Genomic DNA, 17,066 nt, shown 5'->3' with positions numbered 1-17,066 from the left:
GGTGAGCAATAAAATTAGGAGTAGGTATGGCTGATAAAGAACTCAGATTTTTAGTAGTCGATGATTTTTCAACAATGCGGCGTATTGTTCGAAATCTACTAAAAGAGCTGGGCTTCAACAATGTGGAAGAAGCAGAAGACGGCTCTGACGCGCTTAATAAGTTGCGTTCTGGTGGTTTTGACTTTGTCATTTCTGACTGGAATATGCCCAACATCGATGGGTTAGAACTGCTAAAAACCATTCGTGCTGATGCTGCCCTTTCCAAACTACCAGTATTGATGGTAACCGCTGAGGCCAAGAAAGAAAACATCATTGCTGCGGCACAGGCCGGTGCTAGCGGTTATGTAGTTAAACCATTTACTGCTGCTACGTTGGAAGAAAAGCTGAGTAAAATTTTCGAAAAACTGGGTATGTAAGGAGATGCTATGAAGTCACATCCGATGCCCATTAACGATAACGCATCAGCCACAGAGATCATTTCTCGTATTGGGCAGTTAACGCGTATGTTACGTGATAGCCTGAAAGAGCTCGGGCTGGATCATGCGATTGCGGAAGCTGCGGAAGCTATTCCTGATGCCAGAGATCGTCTTGATTATGTTGTACAAATGACGGCACAAGCAGCCGAACGTGCTTTAAACTGTGTTGAAGCCGCACAACCACGTCAGAATCAGTTGGAAGCTGATGCCAAGTCTTTAAAAGCTCGTTGGGATCAATGGTTTGAAAACCCGATAGAGCTAGCAGATGCACGTGAATTGGTTACCGATACACGCAGTTATCTGCAGGATGTACCAGAGCATACGTCGTTTACTAATGCGCAATTGTTGGAAATCATGATGGCTCAGGATTTCCAGGATCTGACGGGTCAGGTTATCAAGCGTATGATGGACGTTGTTCAGGAGATTGAAAAACAGTTATTGATGGTATTGTTGGAAAATATCCCGGAAAAACAGAGTCCAGCCAGACGTGAGAGTGACGGTTTGCTTAATGGACCTCAAGTCGATAAGAGTGCTGCCGGAATCGTATCGAATCAAGACCAGGTTGATGATCTATTAGATAGCTTGGGATTCTGATTAACGTCCTGCGAACGCCGCTGTATTCAACAAGTAGTACGCAGTTTCTGACTGTACATGTGTGGTTTTTTGCGATCGGGAGCATTCCCGGTCGTAAATTCCCATGCTTATTTTCTTATGCTTTAAATAGCCATGTCTTTTCTCCTTTTTTCCACCCATAAAGTTTGAACATATTTGTCATGCTAAGCAGAAGATATTTCATGACTGCCAAGTGATATAGGTACGCTGTAGTGGCTGATGATAGTGATCTAGAAAAAACAGAAGATCCTACCCCCCAACGAGAGGAAAAAGCTCGAGAAGACGGCCAAGTACCTCGTTCCCGGGAACTAACCTCTATTTTTATGCTTATCGCTGGACTGTCTATCTTATGGATGGGGGGGACCGCGATGGCGCATAAGCTCGCGGTCATGTTGACTCAAGGGTTGTTTTTTGATCATAACATCATCAGCGATGACAAGCAGATGATACGACATGCCGGGGTCATGATTAAATTAGCTGCATCTGCATTGATTCCTATCTTGCTTGGAAGTGTGATAGTGGCTTTGGCTGCCCCCATGCTTTTGGGCGGGATATTATTTAGTGCAAAAGCGATTAAATTCGATTTAAAAAAGCTCGATCCTATTGCGGGAATAAAGCGTGTGATTTCGACGCAGGCATTGGCCGAGCTTTTCAAAGCTATTCTTAAAGCCGTGATGGTAGGAGCCATAACCTACTGGTTTTTATTGTATAACTGGCCAAAGATGTTGCACTTGGTTTCAGAGTCGCCGGTTACTGCATTGAGTGATGCATTAAATCTGGCAGTTAAATGCGGTTTTTTGGTCATCATGGGACTGATTCCTATGGCGGCGTTTGATGTTTTCTGGCAAATCTGGAGTCATATTAAAAAGTTACGTATGACAAAACAGGAAATCCGTGACGAATATAAGGAAAGTGAGGGTGACCCTCATATCAAGGGCAAGATTCGTCAGCAGCAACGTGCCATGTCTCAACGGCGTATGATGTCAGATGTCCCTTATGCTGATGTGATCGTTACCAACCCAACACACTATGCTGTAGCTTTGCAATATGATGAGAAAAAAATGAACGCGCCTAAAGTCCTTGCCAAAGGTGCAGGGCAAGTAGCGCTACGGATTCGTGAGTTGGGGAGCGAACATCGGATTCCTGTTTTGGAAGCACCCCCATTAGCACGTGCGCTTTATCGACATTCTGAGGTCGGACAACATATTCCCGCCGTGCTTTATGCGGCAGTGGCTGAGGTTCTTGCCTGGGTTTACCAACTGAAGCGGTGGAAACGTGAAGGCGGTTTAATACCGCAGAAACCTAAACATTTGCCGGTGCCAGAAGCGCTGGATTTTGCTAAAGAGAATATGACTGATGGCTAATCTGGCCGCTTTACTTCGTTTACCCAGTAATTTGAAAGATACTCATTGGCAAATACTGGCAGGGCCGATATTGATCCTGCTTATTTTGTCGATGATGATATTGCCATTACCACCATTTGTATTGGACCTGTTATTTACGTTCAATATCGCACTGTCCATCATGGTTCTGCTGGTAGCGATGTTCACCCATCGTACTCTTGATTTTGCTGCATTCCCTACTATTTTGCTTTTTTCAACCTTATTACGGTTATCACTGAATGTTGCTTCAACCCGTATCATTCTAATGGAAGGGCATACTGGGGCAGCAGCAGCTGGCCGTGTAGTCGAAGCCTTTGGGCATTTTCTGGTTGGCGGTAATTTTGCCATAGGGATCGTCGTATTCATTATTCTGGTGTTAATCAACTTTATGGTTATCACTAAAGGTGCAGGTCGTATTGCAGAAGTCGGTGCACGTTTTGTGCTGGATGGAATGCCTGGTAAGCAGATGGCCATCGATGCTGATTTGAATGCGGGGCTGATTGGTGAAGACGAAGCTAAAAAACGACGTTCTGAAGTCACTCAGGAAGCTGATTTTTATGGTTCGATGGATGGTGCCAGTAAATTTGTTCGTGGTGACGCAGTTGCTGGATTAATGATTATGGCCATCAATATTGTTGGTGGCTTATTAGTCGGGGTTCTTCAGCATGGTATGTCGTTAGGGCAATCAGCCGAAAGTTATACCTTACTTACCATTGGTGATGGGCTGGTTGCTCAGATACCTGCACTTGTGATATCCACTGCGGCAGGTGTCATTGTGACACGTGTCAGCACCGATCAGGATGTTGGCCAGCAAATGGTCACACAGCTTTTTAATAATCCGCGAGTAATGGTATTAAGTGCCGGTGTGCTTGGCCTGGTTGGGTTAGTACCTGGCATGCCAAACCTGGTTTTCCTTCTGTTTACTGCTGGGCTGCTTGGTCTTGCCTGGTGGATGAGGAAAGATGCGGTAAAAATGCCTTCCCTGGCGGCAGAACCTTCTGTGGCTCATGACTCTCCGCAGATCGTTGAGGCTAGCTGGTCTGATGTGCAACTGGAGGATCCATTAGGTATGGAAGTAGGATACCGGCTTATTCCAATGGTGGATTTTCAGCAGAACGGTGAGTTATTGGGTCGAATTCGCAGTATCAGGAAAAAATTTGCCCAGGAAATGGGTTACCTGCCACCTGTAGTACATATCAGGGACAATTTAGATCTACAGCCGGCCAGTTATCGTATTCTGATGAAAGGCGTCGAAATCGGGAGCGGTGAAGCGCATCCAGGGCGTTGGATGGCGATTAATCCTGGAAATGCGGTAGGTGATCTACCTGGGGAAGTAACAAAAGATCCTGCTTTCAATTTACCCGCGGTATGGATAGAAAGTGCACTTAAAGAACAGGCACAAACCCAGGGTTATACAGTGGTTGAAGCGAGCACGGTAGTTGCGACACACCTTAACCATTTACTTGGTATGCACGCCAGTGAACTGTTTGGCCGCCAAGAGGCACAGCAGTTGATGGAGAGAGTTTCTCAGGAAATGCCTAAGCTAACAGAAGACTTTATCCCAGGTGTTGCTACTCTAACTACGTTACATAAAGTCCTGCAAAATCTGTTGAGTGAAGGAGTTTCAATTCGTGATATGCGTACCATCATTGAAACACTGTCTGAACATGCCCCTGTGCAGACTGATCCTTACGAATTAACGACCGTCGTTCGTATTGCATTGGGTAGCTCAATTACCCAACAATGGTTCCCCGGTAACGCTGAACTTCAGGTGATTGGTCTTGATGGTTCTCTGGAACGTTTATTGTTGCAGGCGTTACAAGGCGGAGGCGGTCTGGAACCAGGCCTGGCTGATCGCTTACTGGAGCAGGCTAAACAAGCGCTCCAGCGTCAGGAGATGCTAGCAGCTCCACCCGTCTTACTCGTAAATCACGCTCTGCGTGCATTGTTAGCGCGATTTTTGCATAGAAGTTTGCCGCAACTGGCTGTTTTATCGAATCTTGAGATTAGTGATAACCGGCAGATTCGTATGACCTCTATTATTGGTGAGGTATGATGATCCGAACGCTGACGACTTCTCTTCTCTGTGGGGGATTGATATTTCCTTTTCTCGTTAGAGCTTCGGCGGGAGGATGGAATGCAAGTCATCTCGGTGTGACACTGGAGTATCGGGGTGTTATGGCGGCTTCTCCAGCATTTTTACCACCCAAAGGACTAAACGTTAGCAGTGCTGATACGGTAACTGTTGTTTACTGGCGTTATTTTTTAACATCACCGCCGCCACCTGATTTAGCTGTGAAGTTGTGTTCTGTGAACCGGTGCGCGAATTTAGACGGTGCGAGTGGGCAAACGAGAGCATTGGGGGGGGGTGCCAGCTAACAGTGAATTCCGATTTATTTATTATATTCCGGGAGGTGGGAGACTGCGTACAGCAGTAGAAGTAAGAAGTAATGAAATTTCAATAAATTATAAATAGATTATAAGAGATGACAGAGACTGTTATTGGGCAAGGTGCCACGTCTGCTTCATATACTTATTTTTCGTCCGGAGATAGATTTGTTTTTAGAGTAACCGTCTGGTCCGTAAAGGGACTGAGTATGGCGAGGTTTTAGAACATCCAGGGCTTCATTGGTGTAAGCAATGTGTTGTTTCAATAGCAAGCCATTATGTTGATTTTTATTGTGTAAATTCTGAGTCATATTCTGAATATTGTCCCAAAGTTGATTTAATTCTCCATCTAAGTCATAAGGAGCCTGTAGGCGTATACGATTCTCTTCCTTGTGGCGGCCTTCTTCAAGATATTGCATGGTAGCTAATAGTGAGCTTTTTTTTTTTCTGTTATCTGCTGAAGTGCTGAACCGTTGATTCGACCTGCGCAGAGCAGCTTTTGCTCTTCATCCAAAATGGTTCCCAGATCGAGCAGGTGATTATACAGTTGCTCTAGCAATGTCTGTAGTTTTTCCATAACAGTCAGTTACCTGAAATCATGTCTTGAGCATCTTTAATTAATGCATCGGCAATTTTGCCAACATCCATTTTTAACGAACCATCTTGAATGGCTTGTTTTAGTGTTTCAACACGTTTCATATCAATATCTTGCGAAGAAGGTTGCATCAGTTTTGACTGTGCATCGCTAAGTTTGACCTGAGTACCTGCGACTTCAGTCTGAGTTCCGGCTGTCTTGTGTTTAGATTTGACAGCATCACCAGGATCTCGAGACTGAACCTGGTTGACCGGTTTCAATGGCTGGGTACGTTCGATGCTCATAATAGTCCACTCTTAATCTGAAAAATAAATGATTAACAATCAAAAGGATATTGTTTCATATGGGAATATCCGGCTGAAATGCAAAGTCATCAACTGTGATGCATATAGCATCGACCACAGTAGGGAAAACTTTAATAATTTATTGTGAGATCAGAATAATCCCATCTTCATTGACTACCCCTGAAACAATTTGCCCTGAAGGGGTTCTGACCCTGGCTGATTGACCGATTGCTGCATTGTTCATCGCTTTGCCTTCGTTACGGATAGTGAAACCTGTGCCTTGGACGAGAATTTGTACATTCTGTCCGGCATGGATAACCCATGGCTTACGTATCATCACAGAAGTAACAGCTTGCCCTGGCGCGATGTTTCGCAATGCTATGGCGCCTTGAGCATCATTCAGTAACAGTATAGCGTGTGTCGGTAACTGGTCGAGCCTTCCTTGCGTAATACGAAGATCATTGTTGCTGAGTGTTGTGCCTCGGGGGATCATCCGGGATGTTACAACGTAATTTCCAGTCACTTGAACGTTGACCTGAATGAATCTTCGTTGCTGATTGCATCGAATGGAGACGGAGACATTCCCCCAGACCTTGGCGTTACTGGACAAAGATAATTGCGGATTATCGCACTGCAACCATTGAGACTGTGGCGATTTTATCACCACATTTATATGGTCAGGTGAGTTTTGAAAATTAGAAGCAAAGAAATTGTTCAACTGAGTTTGAAGATCGGCTGCAATGGCTGCCGTAGGCATGACCACTATGCTTGCCAATAATAAACCAAGACAACTACGAATACCCATCAACGCTCCCCAGACTACATCATGCTAGCTCATCAGTATAACGGTGGAGGTACAAGGTTAAAGCAATAAATAGCGCTGCATTTTATGTCTATTCTTCCGATGACCTTGTCACGATAAGAACTATCCTATCTCCTCCAAATTCTAACTTGCGGAGGGAGCATGCTCGATAAATTGGGCACGTATCTACAGTTTCAGCAAGAGGCGTTGAATCTCCGAGCCCAACGGCAGGAAATTCTGGCTGCCAATATTGCGAACGCAGATACGCCAGGTTATCAGGCTCGTGATATTGATTTTGCCAGTCAGCTCAATAAAGTGCTTGAGCAAGGGCGGGCAAGTGGCACAAGTATCGCGCTGAGCTTGACGTCTGTACGGCATATCCCGGCGCAAAGCGTGCAGCCACCAGAACTCGACTTGCTCTATCGTGTCCCGGATCAACCTGCGTTAGACGGCAATACCGTGGATATGGACCGTGAGCGTACTAATTTTGCTGATAACAGTCTTAAATATCAAGCTAGCCTGACTCTGATCAGTGGGCAGATAAAAGGCATGATGTCGGTATTGCAGCCAAGTTAATGATAACAGCATTGTTACAAGGTAGGTTTCATGTCTCTACTGAACATATTTAATATATCAGGTTCTGCGCTGTCAGCTCAGTCCCAGCGTATGAACGTTAGTGCCAGTAACCTGGCAAACGCTGACAGTGTTACTGGACCTGATGGTCAACCCTATCGTGCCAAGCAGGTTGTGTTTGAAGTTGATGCGGCACCGGGGCAGTCAACGGGAGGTGTGCGCGTCGCCAATATTGTTGACGATCCCTCGCCTGAGAAACTCATCTTCCAACCGGGTAACCCTTTGGCAGATGATAAGGGATACGTTCGTATGCCAAACGTGGATCCCGTCAGTGAAATGGTTAACACCATTTCTGCGTCTCGTAGCTATCAGGCTAACGTGGAAGTATTGAATACCACGAAGTCCATGATGCTGAAGACATTAACGATTGGTCAGTAATCTGGAGGACTCATGGTTACTAGCGTAACGGATACCACTTCCACAGGTAATGTTCAAAGTGCGACTTCAGCGTCTTCTATTGGCGGAAGCAGCAGTGCTGATCTACAGAACAGTTTCCTGACGTTATTAGTTGCTCAGTTGAAAAATCAGGACCCAACTAATCCAATGGATAATAACCAGTTGGTCAGTCAGTTGGCACAGCTTAATACCGTCAGCGGGATTGAAAAGCTGAATACCACGCTGGGGTCTATTTCAGGACAAATTAACAGTAATCAGTCAGTACAGGCTACAACGTTGATTGGTCATGGTGTGATGATCCCTGGGAAAAGTATTCTGGTTGGTCAAGGTACTTCTACGCCATTTGGGGTGGAATTGGGAAGTGCGGCAGAAAATGTGACCGTTACCATTACTGATGGTAGTGGAAAGGTAGTACGCAGTATGGAATTGGGGCAACTGACTGCCGGCGTTCATTCCTATTCCTGGGATGGTAAGAACGATGATGGGACTACTGCCGCAGACGGTTCCTATACAATGGCGGTATCTGCTACCAGTGGTGGCGTGCAACAAGTGGTACAACCGCTGCAATATGGCCTGGTTAATGGCGTGGTTAATACAACGGATGGTGCGGTGCTGGATTTGGGGCTGCGTGGTCAGTCTACGCTGAATGATGTACGCCAGATCCTATAGCAGTAACTGAAAGTGTGCCACGCCTTCTAGTGGGACAGTCATTTAATTTATCTGGAGAGCAATATGGGCTTTTCTCAGGCGGTCAGTGGGTTAAACGCTGCATCTAATAATCTGGATGTAATTGGTAATAACATTGCAAACTCCGCAACCGTAGGTTTTAAATCGGGTACGGTTTCTTTTGCTGACATGTTCGCGGGTTCGAAAGTCGGTATGGGTACCAAAGTTGCTTCGGTAATGCAGGATTTTAGCAACGGCACCATTACCAGCAGTTCACGTGATTTAGATATTGCCATTAATGGTAATGGTTTCTTTCGTATGCAGGATACCAATGGTAGCGTCTATTATAGCCGTAATGGTCAATTTACCCTTGATGGCAATCGCAATATTATTAACATGCAGGGTATGAAGTTAACCGGATATCCGGCAACGGGTACGCCTCCGACAGTTCAGCAAGGCGCTAATCCGGTAGCATTGAGTATTCCAGAAAATACCATGGCGGCGAAAGCGACCACCACGGCTTCAATGCTTGCCAATCTGAACTCATCTGATAGTGCCAATACCTGGAATCCTGCTGACCCAACTAATACATCCAACTACAAAGGTTCCATTACAACCTATGATAGTCTGGGAAATGCGCATGATTTCGCTTTATATTTTGTGAAAAGCAGTACTGCAAACATATGGGATGTCTACGCACAGGACACCAGTATTGCTGGGGCCGCTTTCCAGGCACCGGCTACGCTGACTTTTAGCTCCAGTGGTGCGTTGACCAGTACCACCCCCGCTACCTGGAATATTAATCTGGATACATTGAATGGTTCTGCAGCAAGCACCTTTACAATGTCTTTCGCCGGTAGTGTGCAGCAGAACAGTGGTTCCAACAGTACAAAAACGCCGACACAGGATGGGTATGCACCAGGTGACCTGACGGGATACAGCATCAGTGATGATGGCACTATCCTTGGATCTTACTCCAACCAGAAAACCCAGACGCTGGGGCAAATTGCATTGGCAAGTTTTGCTAACCCAGAAGGCTTGTCTCCTCAGGGTGATAACGTATGGTCTGCCACTGATAATTCCGGACAGGCGGTGATTAATCTGGCCGGGACGGGCAACGTTGGTAAGTTGGTAGGTAAAGCTACCGAGAGCTCTAACGTCGATCTCAGTAAAGAGCTGGTCAATATGATCGTCGCTCAGCGTAACTACCAATCCAACGCGCAAACTATTAAAACGCAAGATTCGATTCTGCAAACACTGGTTAGCTTGCGTTAATCATCGTAACGGGGATATTGCATGGATCACGCTATTTACACAGCCATGGGTGCAGCGAGCCAGACGTTGGAGCAGCAAGCGATCACGGCCAACAACATGGCAAACGTATCGACACCGGGCTTTCGTGCTCAGTTGTCAGCCCTGCGAGCAGTGCCAGTACAAGGGGTGACCAATCCAACGCGTACGTTGGTTGTTGCATCCACACCTGGTGCAGATACTACTCCGGGAGCGATGGATTATACCGGCCGTGCAATGGATGTTGCACTATCTCAGGATGGCTGGTTGGCTGTTCAGGCTGCGGATGGCAGTGAGGCATATACCCGTAACGGTAATATGGAAATCGACGCGAATGGGCAGTTGACCATTCAAGGACATTTGGTTATTGGGGATGGTGGTGGGCCCATTGAGGTCCCCCCCCAGTCGCAGATCACCATCGGTCCTGATGGTACGATTACCGCGCTGAATCCAAGCGATGCACCGAATACTATCGCACAGATTGGACATCTAAAGTTGGTAAAGGCGACGGGTAGCGAAGTTGTTCGTGGTGATGATGGATTATTTCGTGTATCACCTGCTGTGCAGCAGCAGCGAGGCATTGTACTGCAGAATGATGACACTATGCGTGTGATGGCAGGCGTGTTGGAAGGAAGTAACGTCAATGCAGTTGAGACGATGGTTGACATGATTTCTAACTCACGACGCTTTGAGATGCAGATGAAAGTGATTAGTAGTGTTGATGAAAATTCACAACGTGCTAATCAAATATTGGCAATGAGTTAAGCGCCATCGCGCATTAGGAGTGATTCGATGATTCGTTCTTTGTGGATTGCTAAAACCGGCCTGAATGCTCAGCAAACCAATATGGATGTTATATCCAACAACCTGGCAAACGTTAGTACTAACGGTTTTAAGCGTCAGCGTGCGGTGTTTGAAGATTTGATGTATCAAACTATCCGGCAGCCAGGGGCACAGTCTTCTGAGCAAACCGTTTTACCGTCAGGATTGCAGCTGGGTACAGGGGTTCGGCCGGTTGCTACCGAGCGTATTCATACGCAAGGCAGTTTTTCTGAAACGGGTAACGTTAAAGATTTGGCTATCAAGGGGCAGGGTTTTTTCCAGGTGTTGATGCCAGATGGCACAACTTCTTATACCCGTGATGGCTCTTTTCAACTGGATTCTAACGGGCAACTGGTAACGTCCAGCGGTTTTACGGTTCAGCCCGCTATTACTATACCGGCGAATGCAACCAACTTAACGATTGGGCGTGATGGTGTGGTTTCGGTGACACAACAGGGACAAACAGCAACCACGCAGGTGGGGCAGTTGACCTTGGCCACGTTTATTAATGACAGTGGTTTAGAAAGTCTTGGTGAAAATCTGTATGCGGAAACGGGCAGTTCAGGCGCACCGACACAGAGTACTCCAGGATTGAATGGTGCCGGTCTGATCTATCAGAAATATGTTGAGACATCGAACGTTAACGTAGCTGAAGAGCTGGTTTCTATGATTCAGACCCAGCGTGCTTACGAAATCAATAGCAAGGCAATTTCAACAACCGACCAGATGCTACAGAAGTTAACTCAGCTGTAACTGGTCATTAGCGATGTAGCTGGAGGTAGTGAACCCGCCATTCTGGCTGGCAACAAGCTTATCGGGTTCACCACTTTGATTATCAAGATGTTGATATATTTTACATGTAAGGCGATATCCGTAGTGATGATGAATGCAAAGTCGGTTGTGTTTCAACAGTTACGCCGGTCTCGTCTGCCGATATTAATCGTAACGTTAACACTCAGCGGTTGCGCCTATATTCCACACGATAGGGTTGTAAAGGGGCCGACAACCGCAGAACCTTCGTTGCCGACAATGGCGGTACCTAACGGTGCCATCTTTCAGTCCGGCCAGGCGATGAACTATGGCTACCAACCTATGTTTGAAGACCGGCGTCCACGAAATGTCGGCGATACGTTAACTATTGTGCTGCAGGAAAATGTCAGTGCCAGTAAAAACTCCTCGGCAAATGCCAGCCGTGGTGGGTCATCATCCTTTGGTATGACAGTGACACCACGATTGCTTGAAGGGCCGCTGGGGAATAGTCGTGCTGCATTTGATGGCAGTGGAAAAAATGATTTTGCGGGTAAAGGTGGTGCCAGTGCCAATAACACCTTTAGCGGCACCATTACTGTTACTGTCGATCGAGTATTGGCTAACGGCAATATCCATGTTGTCGGCGAAAAACAGATTGCTATTAACCAGGGAACGGAATTTATTCGTTTTGCCGGTGTGGTTAACCCAAGAACCATCAGCGGTAGCAACACCGTTGCTTCTACCCAGGTTGCAGATGCGCGTATCGAATATGTCGGAAACGGCTATATCAATGAGGCGCAAAATATGGGATGGCTGCAGCGGTTCTTCCTTAATGTATCTCCGTTCTAAGATTATGAGGCGCACGATGCGGATTATTTCATTTTTTACCGTGCTGTTTGCTCTGTCGGCGATAGTCGCTACTCCTGCCTCAGCTGAGCGAATTCGTGACCTGGTCAGTATCCAGGGTGTGCGCGACAATGCCCTTATTGGGTATGGTTTGGTGGTGGGTCTGGACGGCTCCGGTGACCAGACCACACAAACTCCTTTTACGACCCAGAGTCTGAGCAACATGCTTTCCCAACTGGGAATCACTTTGCCTACAGGCACGAATATGCAGTTAAAAAACGTTGCGGCCGTGATGGTTACCGCAAAACTGCCTCCATTTGCCCGTTCTGGGCAGGCCATTGATGTTGTGGTTTCCTCGTTAGGGAATGCTAAAAGCCTGCGTGGTGGTACGCTTTTGATGACCCCACTGAAAGGGGTGGATAATCAAACATATGCAATTGCTCAAGGAAATGTGCTGATTGGCGGTGCGGGTGCAGCAGCGGGTGGTAGCAGTGTCCAGGTCAACCAATTGGCAGGTGGACGTATCAGTAACGGTGCGACCATAGAGCGTGAGTTGCCCAGTACGTTTGGCGCCAGCAATGTCATCACGTTGCAATTGAATCAGGATGATTTCACGATGGCACAGAGTATTAGTGATGCCATTAATCGTCGTGGTCTTGGCGGCATTGCCACCCCGCTGGATGCCAGAACGATCCGTGTGGTCGTGCCTCAAGGGAACAGCTCCCAGGTTAGATTCCTGGCTGATATGGAAAATATCGAGGTTAATGTAGGTACGCTGGATGCTAAGGTTATTATCAACTCGCGTACTGGATCTGTGGTGATGAATCGTAATGTTCAATTGGAAAACTGTGCTGTTGCACAAGGCAATCTGTCTGTGACGATTAACCAGCAATCGAACGTCAGTCAGCCAAATACGCCGCTGGCAGGTGGACAAACGGTGGTGACACCACAGACGAATATCTCTCTGCGTCAAGAAGGTGGAGCGCTACAGCGAGTGAATTCCAGTGCCAATCTGAACAGTGTCATCAGAGCACTAAATTCTCTTGGGGCCACATCCATGGATTTGATGTCTATCCTCCAGGCGATGGAAAGTGCAGGGTGTTTACGGGCTAAACTGGAAATCATCTAATGAACGATATTCAGACATTAGGCAATGCCGCCTATGACGCGCAATCACTGAATTCACTGAAGCGGGAGGTTTCAGATAACCCGCACAGTAAAGAAGGGATCCGGGCGGTTGCCAGGCAAATGGAAGGCGTTTTTGTACAGATGATGATGAAGAGTATGCGTGCGGCATTACCGCAGGATGGGCTGTTCGATAATGATCAGACGCGTATGTTGACATCAATATATGACCAACAAATTTCTCAGCAGGTATCAAGTGGTAAAGGTCTGGGGCTGGCCGATCTCATGGTTAAGCAGATGTCTGGACAAGGGATTGCTGGCACGAGTACTGGCATGGGCGCTAATCCAGTTCCATTCGAGTTTGGTAGTGATCTGGTGAGCAATATGCCGTTATCTACTGTGGAGCAGATGATACGTAAAGCCGTGCCAAAATTTGCAGATAACAGTGCACAATTACCGCTAAGCAGCACCAATTTTATCTCCCGTCTCTCCGCACCTGCACAGCTTGTCAGCGAGCAAAGCGGTATCCCGCATCACTTAATTGTGGCCCAGGCTGCTTTGGAGTCAGGTTGGGGAAAACACGAAATACCGACGGCTGACGGACAGTCCAGCCATAATATCTTCGGTATCAAGGCAGGTAGCAATTGGGACGGTCCTGTAACAGAAATCACCACGACTGAATATGAACAAGGTGTGGCTAAAAAAGTTAAGGCAAAATTCCGCGTTTATAGCTCGTATCTGGAAGCAATCAGCGATTATGTGAAATTACTAACGCAGAATCCGCGTTATGCCGATGTCGTTAATGCTACGACCGCTGAACAGGGGGCAATGGCGTTACAGCAAGCAGGTTATGCTACCGATCCTGGTTATGCGAAAAAACTGGTGAATATGATTCAACAGATGAAAAGTACCGGTGAAAAAGCTGTCAAAGCTTATACGCATGATCTGAGCGGGATATTTTAAATTATCTTCAAGTTTTAGTTTTGCCAGCCGATAACACAGCAAGTACTAGGGTGGTTTGTGCACTACTAACACCTATTTAATGATGCACTGCTCCGCGAATGTGTAAAAGGAACTCCGCATGTCTAATTTAATTAATACCGCGATGAGTGGGTTAAGTGCTGCACAGGCGGCACTTAGTACAGTCAGTAATAACATCAGTAATCAGGCGGTAACGGGTTATAATCGTCAGAATGCACTTTTTGCACAAGCCGTTGGTACCGATACTTCGGCAGGTTATATCGGTAATGGTGCGAATGTAATAAGCATTAATCGTGAGTATAACGATTTTATTGCAGCACAGCTCCGTTCCGCAGAAATGCAGAGTAGTACTACTTCAACGTATTACGATCAGATTTCCAAAATCGATAACCTGCTGGCTGATAGCACAACCAGCCTGTCCTCGACATTGCAAGATTTTTTCCAAAATCTCCAGAACCTGACCAGTAATTCTGGTGACTCCTCCGTTCGTCAAACGGTATTGGGTAAAGCTCAAGGGTTGGTAAACCAGTTTAAAGTAACGGACAACTATCTGCGTGATATGGACAACGGAATAAATAGTCAAATTAGCAGTACCGTTCAGCAGGTCAATACTTATTCCAGTCAGATTGCTGATCTTAATAATCAAATTATGCGTCTCAAAGGTGCAAATGGCGGAGATGAACCGAATGCCCTGCTCGATCAGCGAGATAAATTAGTTAGCGACCTAAATAAGCTTGTTGGTGTTGATGTTACTGTACAGGATGGTTCCGTTTATAACGTATCATTAAAAAATGGGTTTAATTTAGTACAAGGAACGCGCAGCAATAATTTAGTAGCGATGAGTTCCAGCAGTGATCCTGGTCGTACAACGGTAGGATATAACGATAGAATTGCTGGTGTTTCTGAAATTAATGAAAAAACGCTAACCGGCGGATCGTTGTCAGGATTGTTGACTTTTCGTACTGAAACTCTCGATAGCGCACGCAATCAACTAGGACAGATGGCACTGGCATTTGCCGATGCTTTTAATGCTCAGCATAAAGCTGGGTATGATATGAATGGTGCGCCGGGGGGCGATTTTTTTGCTGTTGGTGGTTCGAATGTGTTGAAAAATGATAAGAATACATCCACAACAGAAATAACGTCTTCTTATGCCAGTGATAAATATTCACTTCAATTTGACGGTTCCAATTGGAATATCACACGCTCCGATAGCTCAGTTGCTGCAACCTTTCCGTCGGGTACGACTGCACTGAAGTTCGATGGTTTCGAGCTTGATGTGGCAGGGACACCTGCTACTGGTGATGCATACAAATTTTCAGTATCTCCGGGGGTTTCTGACATTACACAAACATCCACTGGTACTGCTGGTGCTTCACTTGCCAGAAATGATGATAACTACATCAAGGCCAGTGATTATTCAGTGAAATTTATGGGGCCAAACCCGCAGGACTGGAAGATTACACGATTGTCAGATAACGCCGATCTTTCATCTTCCGCTAACTACACGGCGGCGAGTGGTTCAACACCAGCCAGTTTGGTGTTTGATGGCATGAAGCTTGATATTACGGGTACCCCTGCTGTCAAAGATTCATTTACTGTAAAAAGTGTTACTGATGTTGTGGCGAATATGTCGGTTAAGATTACCGATTCTAATGCTATTGCAGCCGCAGGGGTGCCTATTACATCGTCTGACGGTGGTGTAGGTGATAACAATAATGCCAAGGCACTTTTGGATTTACAAACGAAAAAGATTATCGAGGACAAGTCTACGGTCAGCGGTGCATATGCCAGTTTGGTCGGTGATATCGGTAATAAAACCAACACAACCAAGATTAATAATACGTCTCAGCAGAATGTAGTGAAACAATTGACCGCTGAACAGCAATCTGTTTCAGGTGTTAATCTGGATGAAGAGTATGGTGAATTGATGCGATTTCAGCAGTACTACCAGGCTAATGCACAGATTATCCAGACCGCAGCCACGATTTTTAGCACCTTGATTGGTATTCGTAGTTAATTAATCACCGCCTGGAAAGGGGAATATATACCATGCGTCTGAGCACCAGCATGATTTACCAGCAAAATATGCAAGGCATTACTGATGGATTGTCTGCCTGGCAAAAAACCGGTAATCAACTTGCAACAAACAAGCGTGTTATCAATCCTTCAGATGATCCCGTTGCTGCCTCTCAGGCTGTTATGGTTCGTCAGGCTCAGTCTCAAAATCAGCAATACACATTGGCGCGTACGTTTGCTAAACAGAATATGCAGCTTGAGTCTTCTATCCTGGACAGCGTAAATACGGCGATTACCAGTGCAAGTAGCGAGGTTATCAGCGGTGGTGGTGTAAAAAGCGATGATGACCGTAACTCTGTGGCTCTGACGCTTCAAGCGTTGAAAGATCAACTTCTTAATCTGGCCAATACGACAGATGGCAATGGTAACTATATTTTTGGCGGCTATAAGACGGATTCCAAGCCTTTTGTCACCGATGCATCAGGTACGGTGAGTTATGCTGGGGGAACGCAGCCTATTTCTCAGCAGGTTGATGCCAGCCGTTCGATGAATGTGAGCCATACAGGTAACCAGGTATTCAGTGGTGTAACTGGAGATGCTGTAAAAGAGCCGGATGGCGTCACTGTTCAATCCGATTTATTCCAGACCCTGGATATCGCTATTGCTGCATTAAAAAAACCATATAATAATGCCAGTGATGCAGATAAAGCGCTAATTGATGCGGATCTTGCCAAAGCAAACCGAGGATTACGTAACTCGCTGAATAACGTCTCTGCGGTTAATTCTGAATTGGGTGTACAGTTAAAAGAAATTGATTCGCTTGATAGCCTTGGCGCAGATCGTGATATGAATAATAAAAATGAACTCAGTGCTTTGGTTGATGCTGATATTATATCAGTCACATCAACATATCTGATGCAGCAGCAATCACTGCAAGCAGCCTATAAAGCGTTCACAAATATGCAGGGATTGTCACTGTTCCAGATTAATAAATAATAG

General features: G+C 46.1%; 21 protein-coding genes. 17 read left to right on the top strand and 4 right to left on the bottom strand.

What is annotated here, in order from left to right; all coding sequences use genetic code 11:
• The first annotated feature begins 26 nt into the window (after positions 1-26).
• The 6 genes from cheY to PCO85_13075 all read left to right on the top strand — a co-directional run bounded on the left by cheY (position 27) and on the right by PCO85_13075 (position 4,946).
• Entirely contained in the window at positions 27-416 is a 390-nt protein-coding gene (gene cheY / locus PCO85_13100) for a chemotaxis response regulator CheY (protein WJV52189.1), read from the top strand.
• Between the two features lie 9 nt (positions 417-425).
• Positions 426-1,070 (top strand): protein phosphatase CheZ, encoded by a 645-nt coding sequence (gene cheZ / locus PCO85_13095; GenBank protein ID WJV52188.1) that lies wholly within the window; start codon positions 426-428, stop codon positions 1,068-1,070.
• A gap of 230 nt (positions 1,071-1,300) precedes the next feature.
• Positions 1,301-2,452 (top strand): flagellar biosynthesis protein FlhB, encoded by a 1,152-nt coding sequence (gene flhB / locus PCO85_13090; GenBank protein WJV52187.1) that lies wholly within the window; start codon positions 1,301-1,303, stop codon positions 2,450-2,452.
• A complete protein-coding gene (flhA, locus tag PCO85_13085; GenBank protein WJV52186.1) occupies positions 2,445-4,526 on the top strand; it encodes a flagellar biosynthesis protein FlhA in 2,082 nt (693 codons plus the stop codon). Before flhB ends, flhA begins: the two co-directional genes overlap by 8 nt.
• A gap of 122 nt (positions 4,527-4,648) precedes the next feature.
• Positions 4,649-4,849 carry a flagellar protein FlhE gene (locus PCO85_13080; GenBank protein ID WJV56081.1) on the top strand — a complete coding sequence of 67 codons (201 nt, stop codon included), beginning with the start codon at positions 4,649-4,651 and terminating at the stop codon, positions 4,847-4,849.
• Entirely contained in the window at positions 4,839-4,946 is a 108-nt protein-coding gene (locus PCO85_13075) for a flagellar protein FlhE (protein WJV52185.1), read from the top strand. Before PCO85_13080 ends, PCO85_13075 begins: the two co-directional genes overlap by 11 nt.
• 49 nt (positions 4,947-4,995) lie before the next feature.
• Here PCO85_13075 and flgN read toward each other — a convergent pair whose 3' ends face one another.
• From flgN to flgA, 4 genes are all read right to left on the bottom strand, one after another.
• Complete coding sequence (gene flgN, locus PCO85_13070) at positions 4,996-5,277, bottom strand: flagellar export chaperone FlgN (GenBank protein ID WJV52184.1); 282 nt, start codon at positions 5,275-5,277, stop codon at positions 4,996-4,998.
• Between the two features lie 5 nt (positions 5,278-5,282).
• The gene (locus PCO85_13065; protein ID WJV52183.1) at positions 5,283-5,435 is read right to left on the bottom strand and encodes a hypothetical protein; all 153 of its coding nucleotides are present in this window, start codon (positions 5,433-5,435) and stop codon (positions 5,283-5,285) included.
• A gap of 5 nt (positions 5,436-5,440) precedes the next feature.
• Entirely contained in the window at positions 5,441-5,737 is a 297-nt protein-coding gene (gene flgM, locus PCO85_13060; protein WJV52182.1) for a flagellar biosynthesis anti-sigma factor FlgM, read from the bottom strand.
• Positions 5,738-5,876: 139 nt separating this feature from the next.
• Positions 5,877-6,494, bottom strand: coding sequence for a flagellar basal body P-ring formation chaperone FlgA (gene flgA, locus PCO85_13055; GenBank protein ID WJV56080.1), 618 nt, complete (start codon positions 6,492-6,494; stop codon positions 5,877-5,879).
• A 207-nt stretch (positions 6,495-6,701) separates the two neighbouring features.
• On the opposite strand from flgA, the gene flgB reads away from it, so the two are divergent.
• The 11 genes from flgB to flgL all read left to right on the top strand — a co-directional run bounded on the left by flgB (position 6,702) and on the right by flgL (position 17,063).
• Entirely contained in the window at positions 6,702-7,115 is a 414-nt protein-coding gene (flgB, locus tag PCO85_13050; protein ID WJV52181.1) for a flagellar basal body rod protein FlgB, read from the top strand.
• Positions 7,116-7,145: 30 nt separating this feature from the next.
• Positions 7,146-7,550 (top strand): flagellar basal body rod protein FlgC, encoded by a 405-nt coding sequence (gene flgC, locus PCO85_13045; protein ID WJV52180.1) that lies wholly within the window; start codon positions 7,146-7,148, stop codon positions 7,548-7,550.
• Between the two features lie 12 nt (positions 7,551-7,562).
• Positions 7,563-8,237 carry a flagellar hook assembly protein FlgD gene (flgD, locus tag PCO85_13040; GenBank protein ID WJV52179.1) on the top strand — a complete coding sequence of 225 codons (675 nt, stop codon included), beginning with the start codon at positions 7,563-7,565 and terminating at the stop codon, positions 8,235-8,237.
• 63 nt (positions 8,238-8,300) lie between these two features.
• A complete protein-coding gene (flgE, locus tag PCO85_13035; protein ID WJV52178.1) occupies positions 8,301-9,509 on the top strand; it encodes a flagellar hook protein FlgE in 1,209 nt (402 codons plus the stop codon).
• Between the two features lie 21 nt (positions 9,510-9,530).
• A complete protein-coding gene (locus tag PCO85_13030) occupies positions 9,531-10,289 on the top strand; it encodes a flagellar basal body rod protein FlgF (GenBank protein ID WJV52177.1) in 759 nt (252 codons plus the stop codon).
• Positions 10,290-10,316: 27 nt separating this feature from the next.
• A complete protein-coding gene (flgG, locus tag PCO85_13025) occupies positions 10,317-11,099 on the top strand; it encodes a flagellar basal-body rod protein FlgG (GenBank protein ID WJV52176.1) in 783 nt (260 codons plus the stop codon).
• Between the two features lie 129 nt (positions 11,100-11,228).
• Entirely contained in the window at positions 11,229-11,945 is a 717-nt protein-coding gene (locus tag PCO85_13020) for a flagellar basal body L-ring protein FlgH (protein WJV56079.1), read from the top strand.
• Between the two features lie 16 nt (positions 11,946-11,961).
• Complete coding sequence (locus tag PCO85_13015) at positions 11,962-13,071, top strand: flagellar basal body P-ring protein FlgI (GenBank protein WJV52175.1); 1,110 nt, start codon at positions 11,962-11,964, stop codon at positions 13,069-13,071.
• Positions 13,071-14,030, top strand: a complete 960-nt coding sequence (gene flgJ, locus PCO85_13010; GenBank protein ID WJV52174.1) for a flagellar assembly peptidoglycan hydrolase FlgJ — start codon at positions 13,071-13,073, stop codon at positions 14,028-14,030. The genes PCO85_13015 and flgJ overlap by 1 nt, the downstream gene beginning before the upstream one ends.
• A 118-nt stretch (positions 14,031-14,148) precedes the next feature.
• A complete protein-coding gene (gene flgK, locus PCO85_13005) occupies positions 14,149-16,068 on the top strand; it encodes a flagellar hook-associated protein FlgK (protein ID WJV52173.1) in 1,920 nt (639 codons plus the stop codon).
• Between the two features lie 32 nt (positions 16,069-16,100).
• Positions 16,101-17,063 carry a flagellar hook-associated protein FlgL gene (gene flgL, locus PCO85_13000; protein WJV52172.1) on the top strand — a complete coding sequence of 321 codons (963 nt, stop codon included), beginning with the start codon at positions 16,101-16,103 and terminating at the stop codon, positions 17,061-17,063.
• The last annotated feature ends 3 nt before the right edge of the window (positions 17,064-17,066 follow it).

The sequence above is a fragment of the Prodigiosinella aquatilis genome (assembly GCA_030388725.1).
GTDB lineage: Bacteria > Pseudomonadota > Gammaproteobacteria > Enterobacterales > Enterobacteriaceae > Prodigiosinella > Prodigiosinella aquatilis.
The sequence above is the reverse complement of the archived record's forward strand: the minus strand, read 5'-3'. Positions and strand labels throughout refer to the sequence as shown.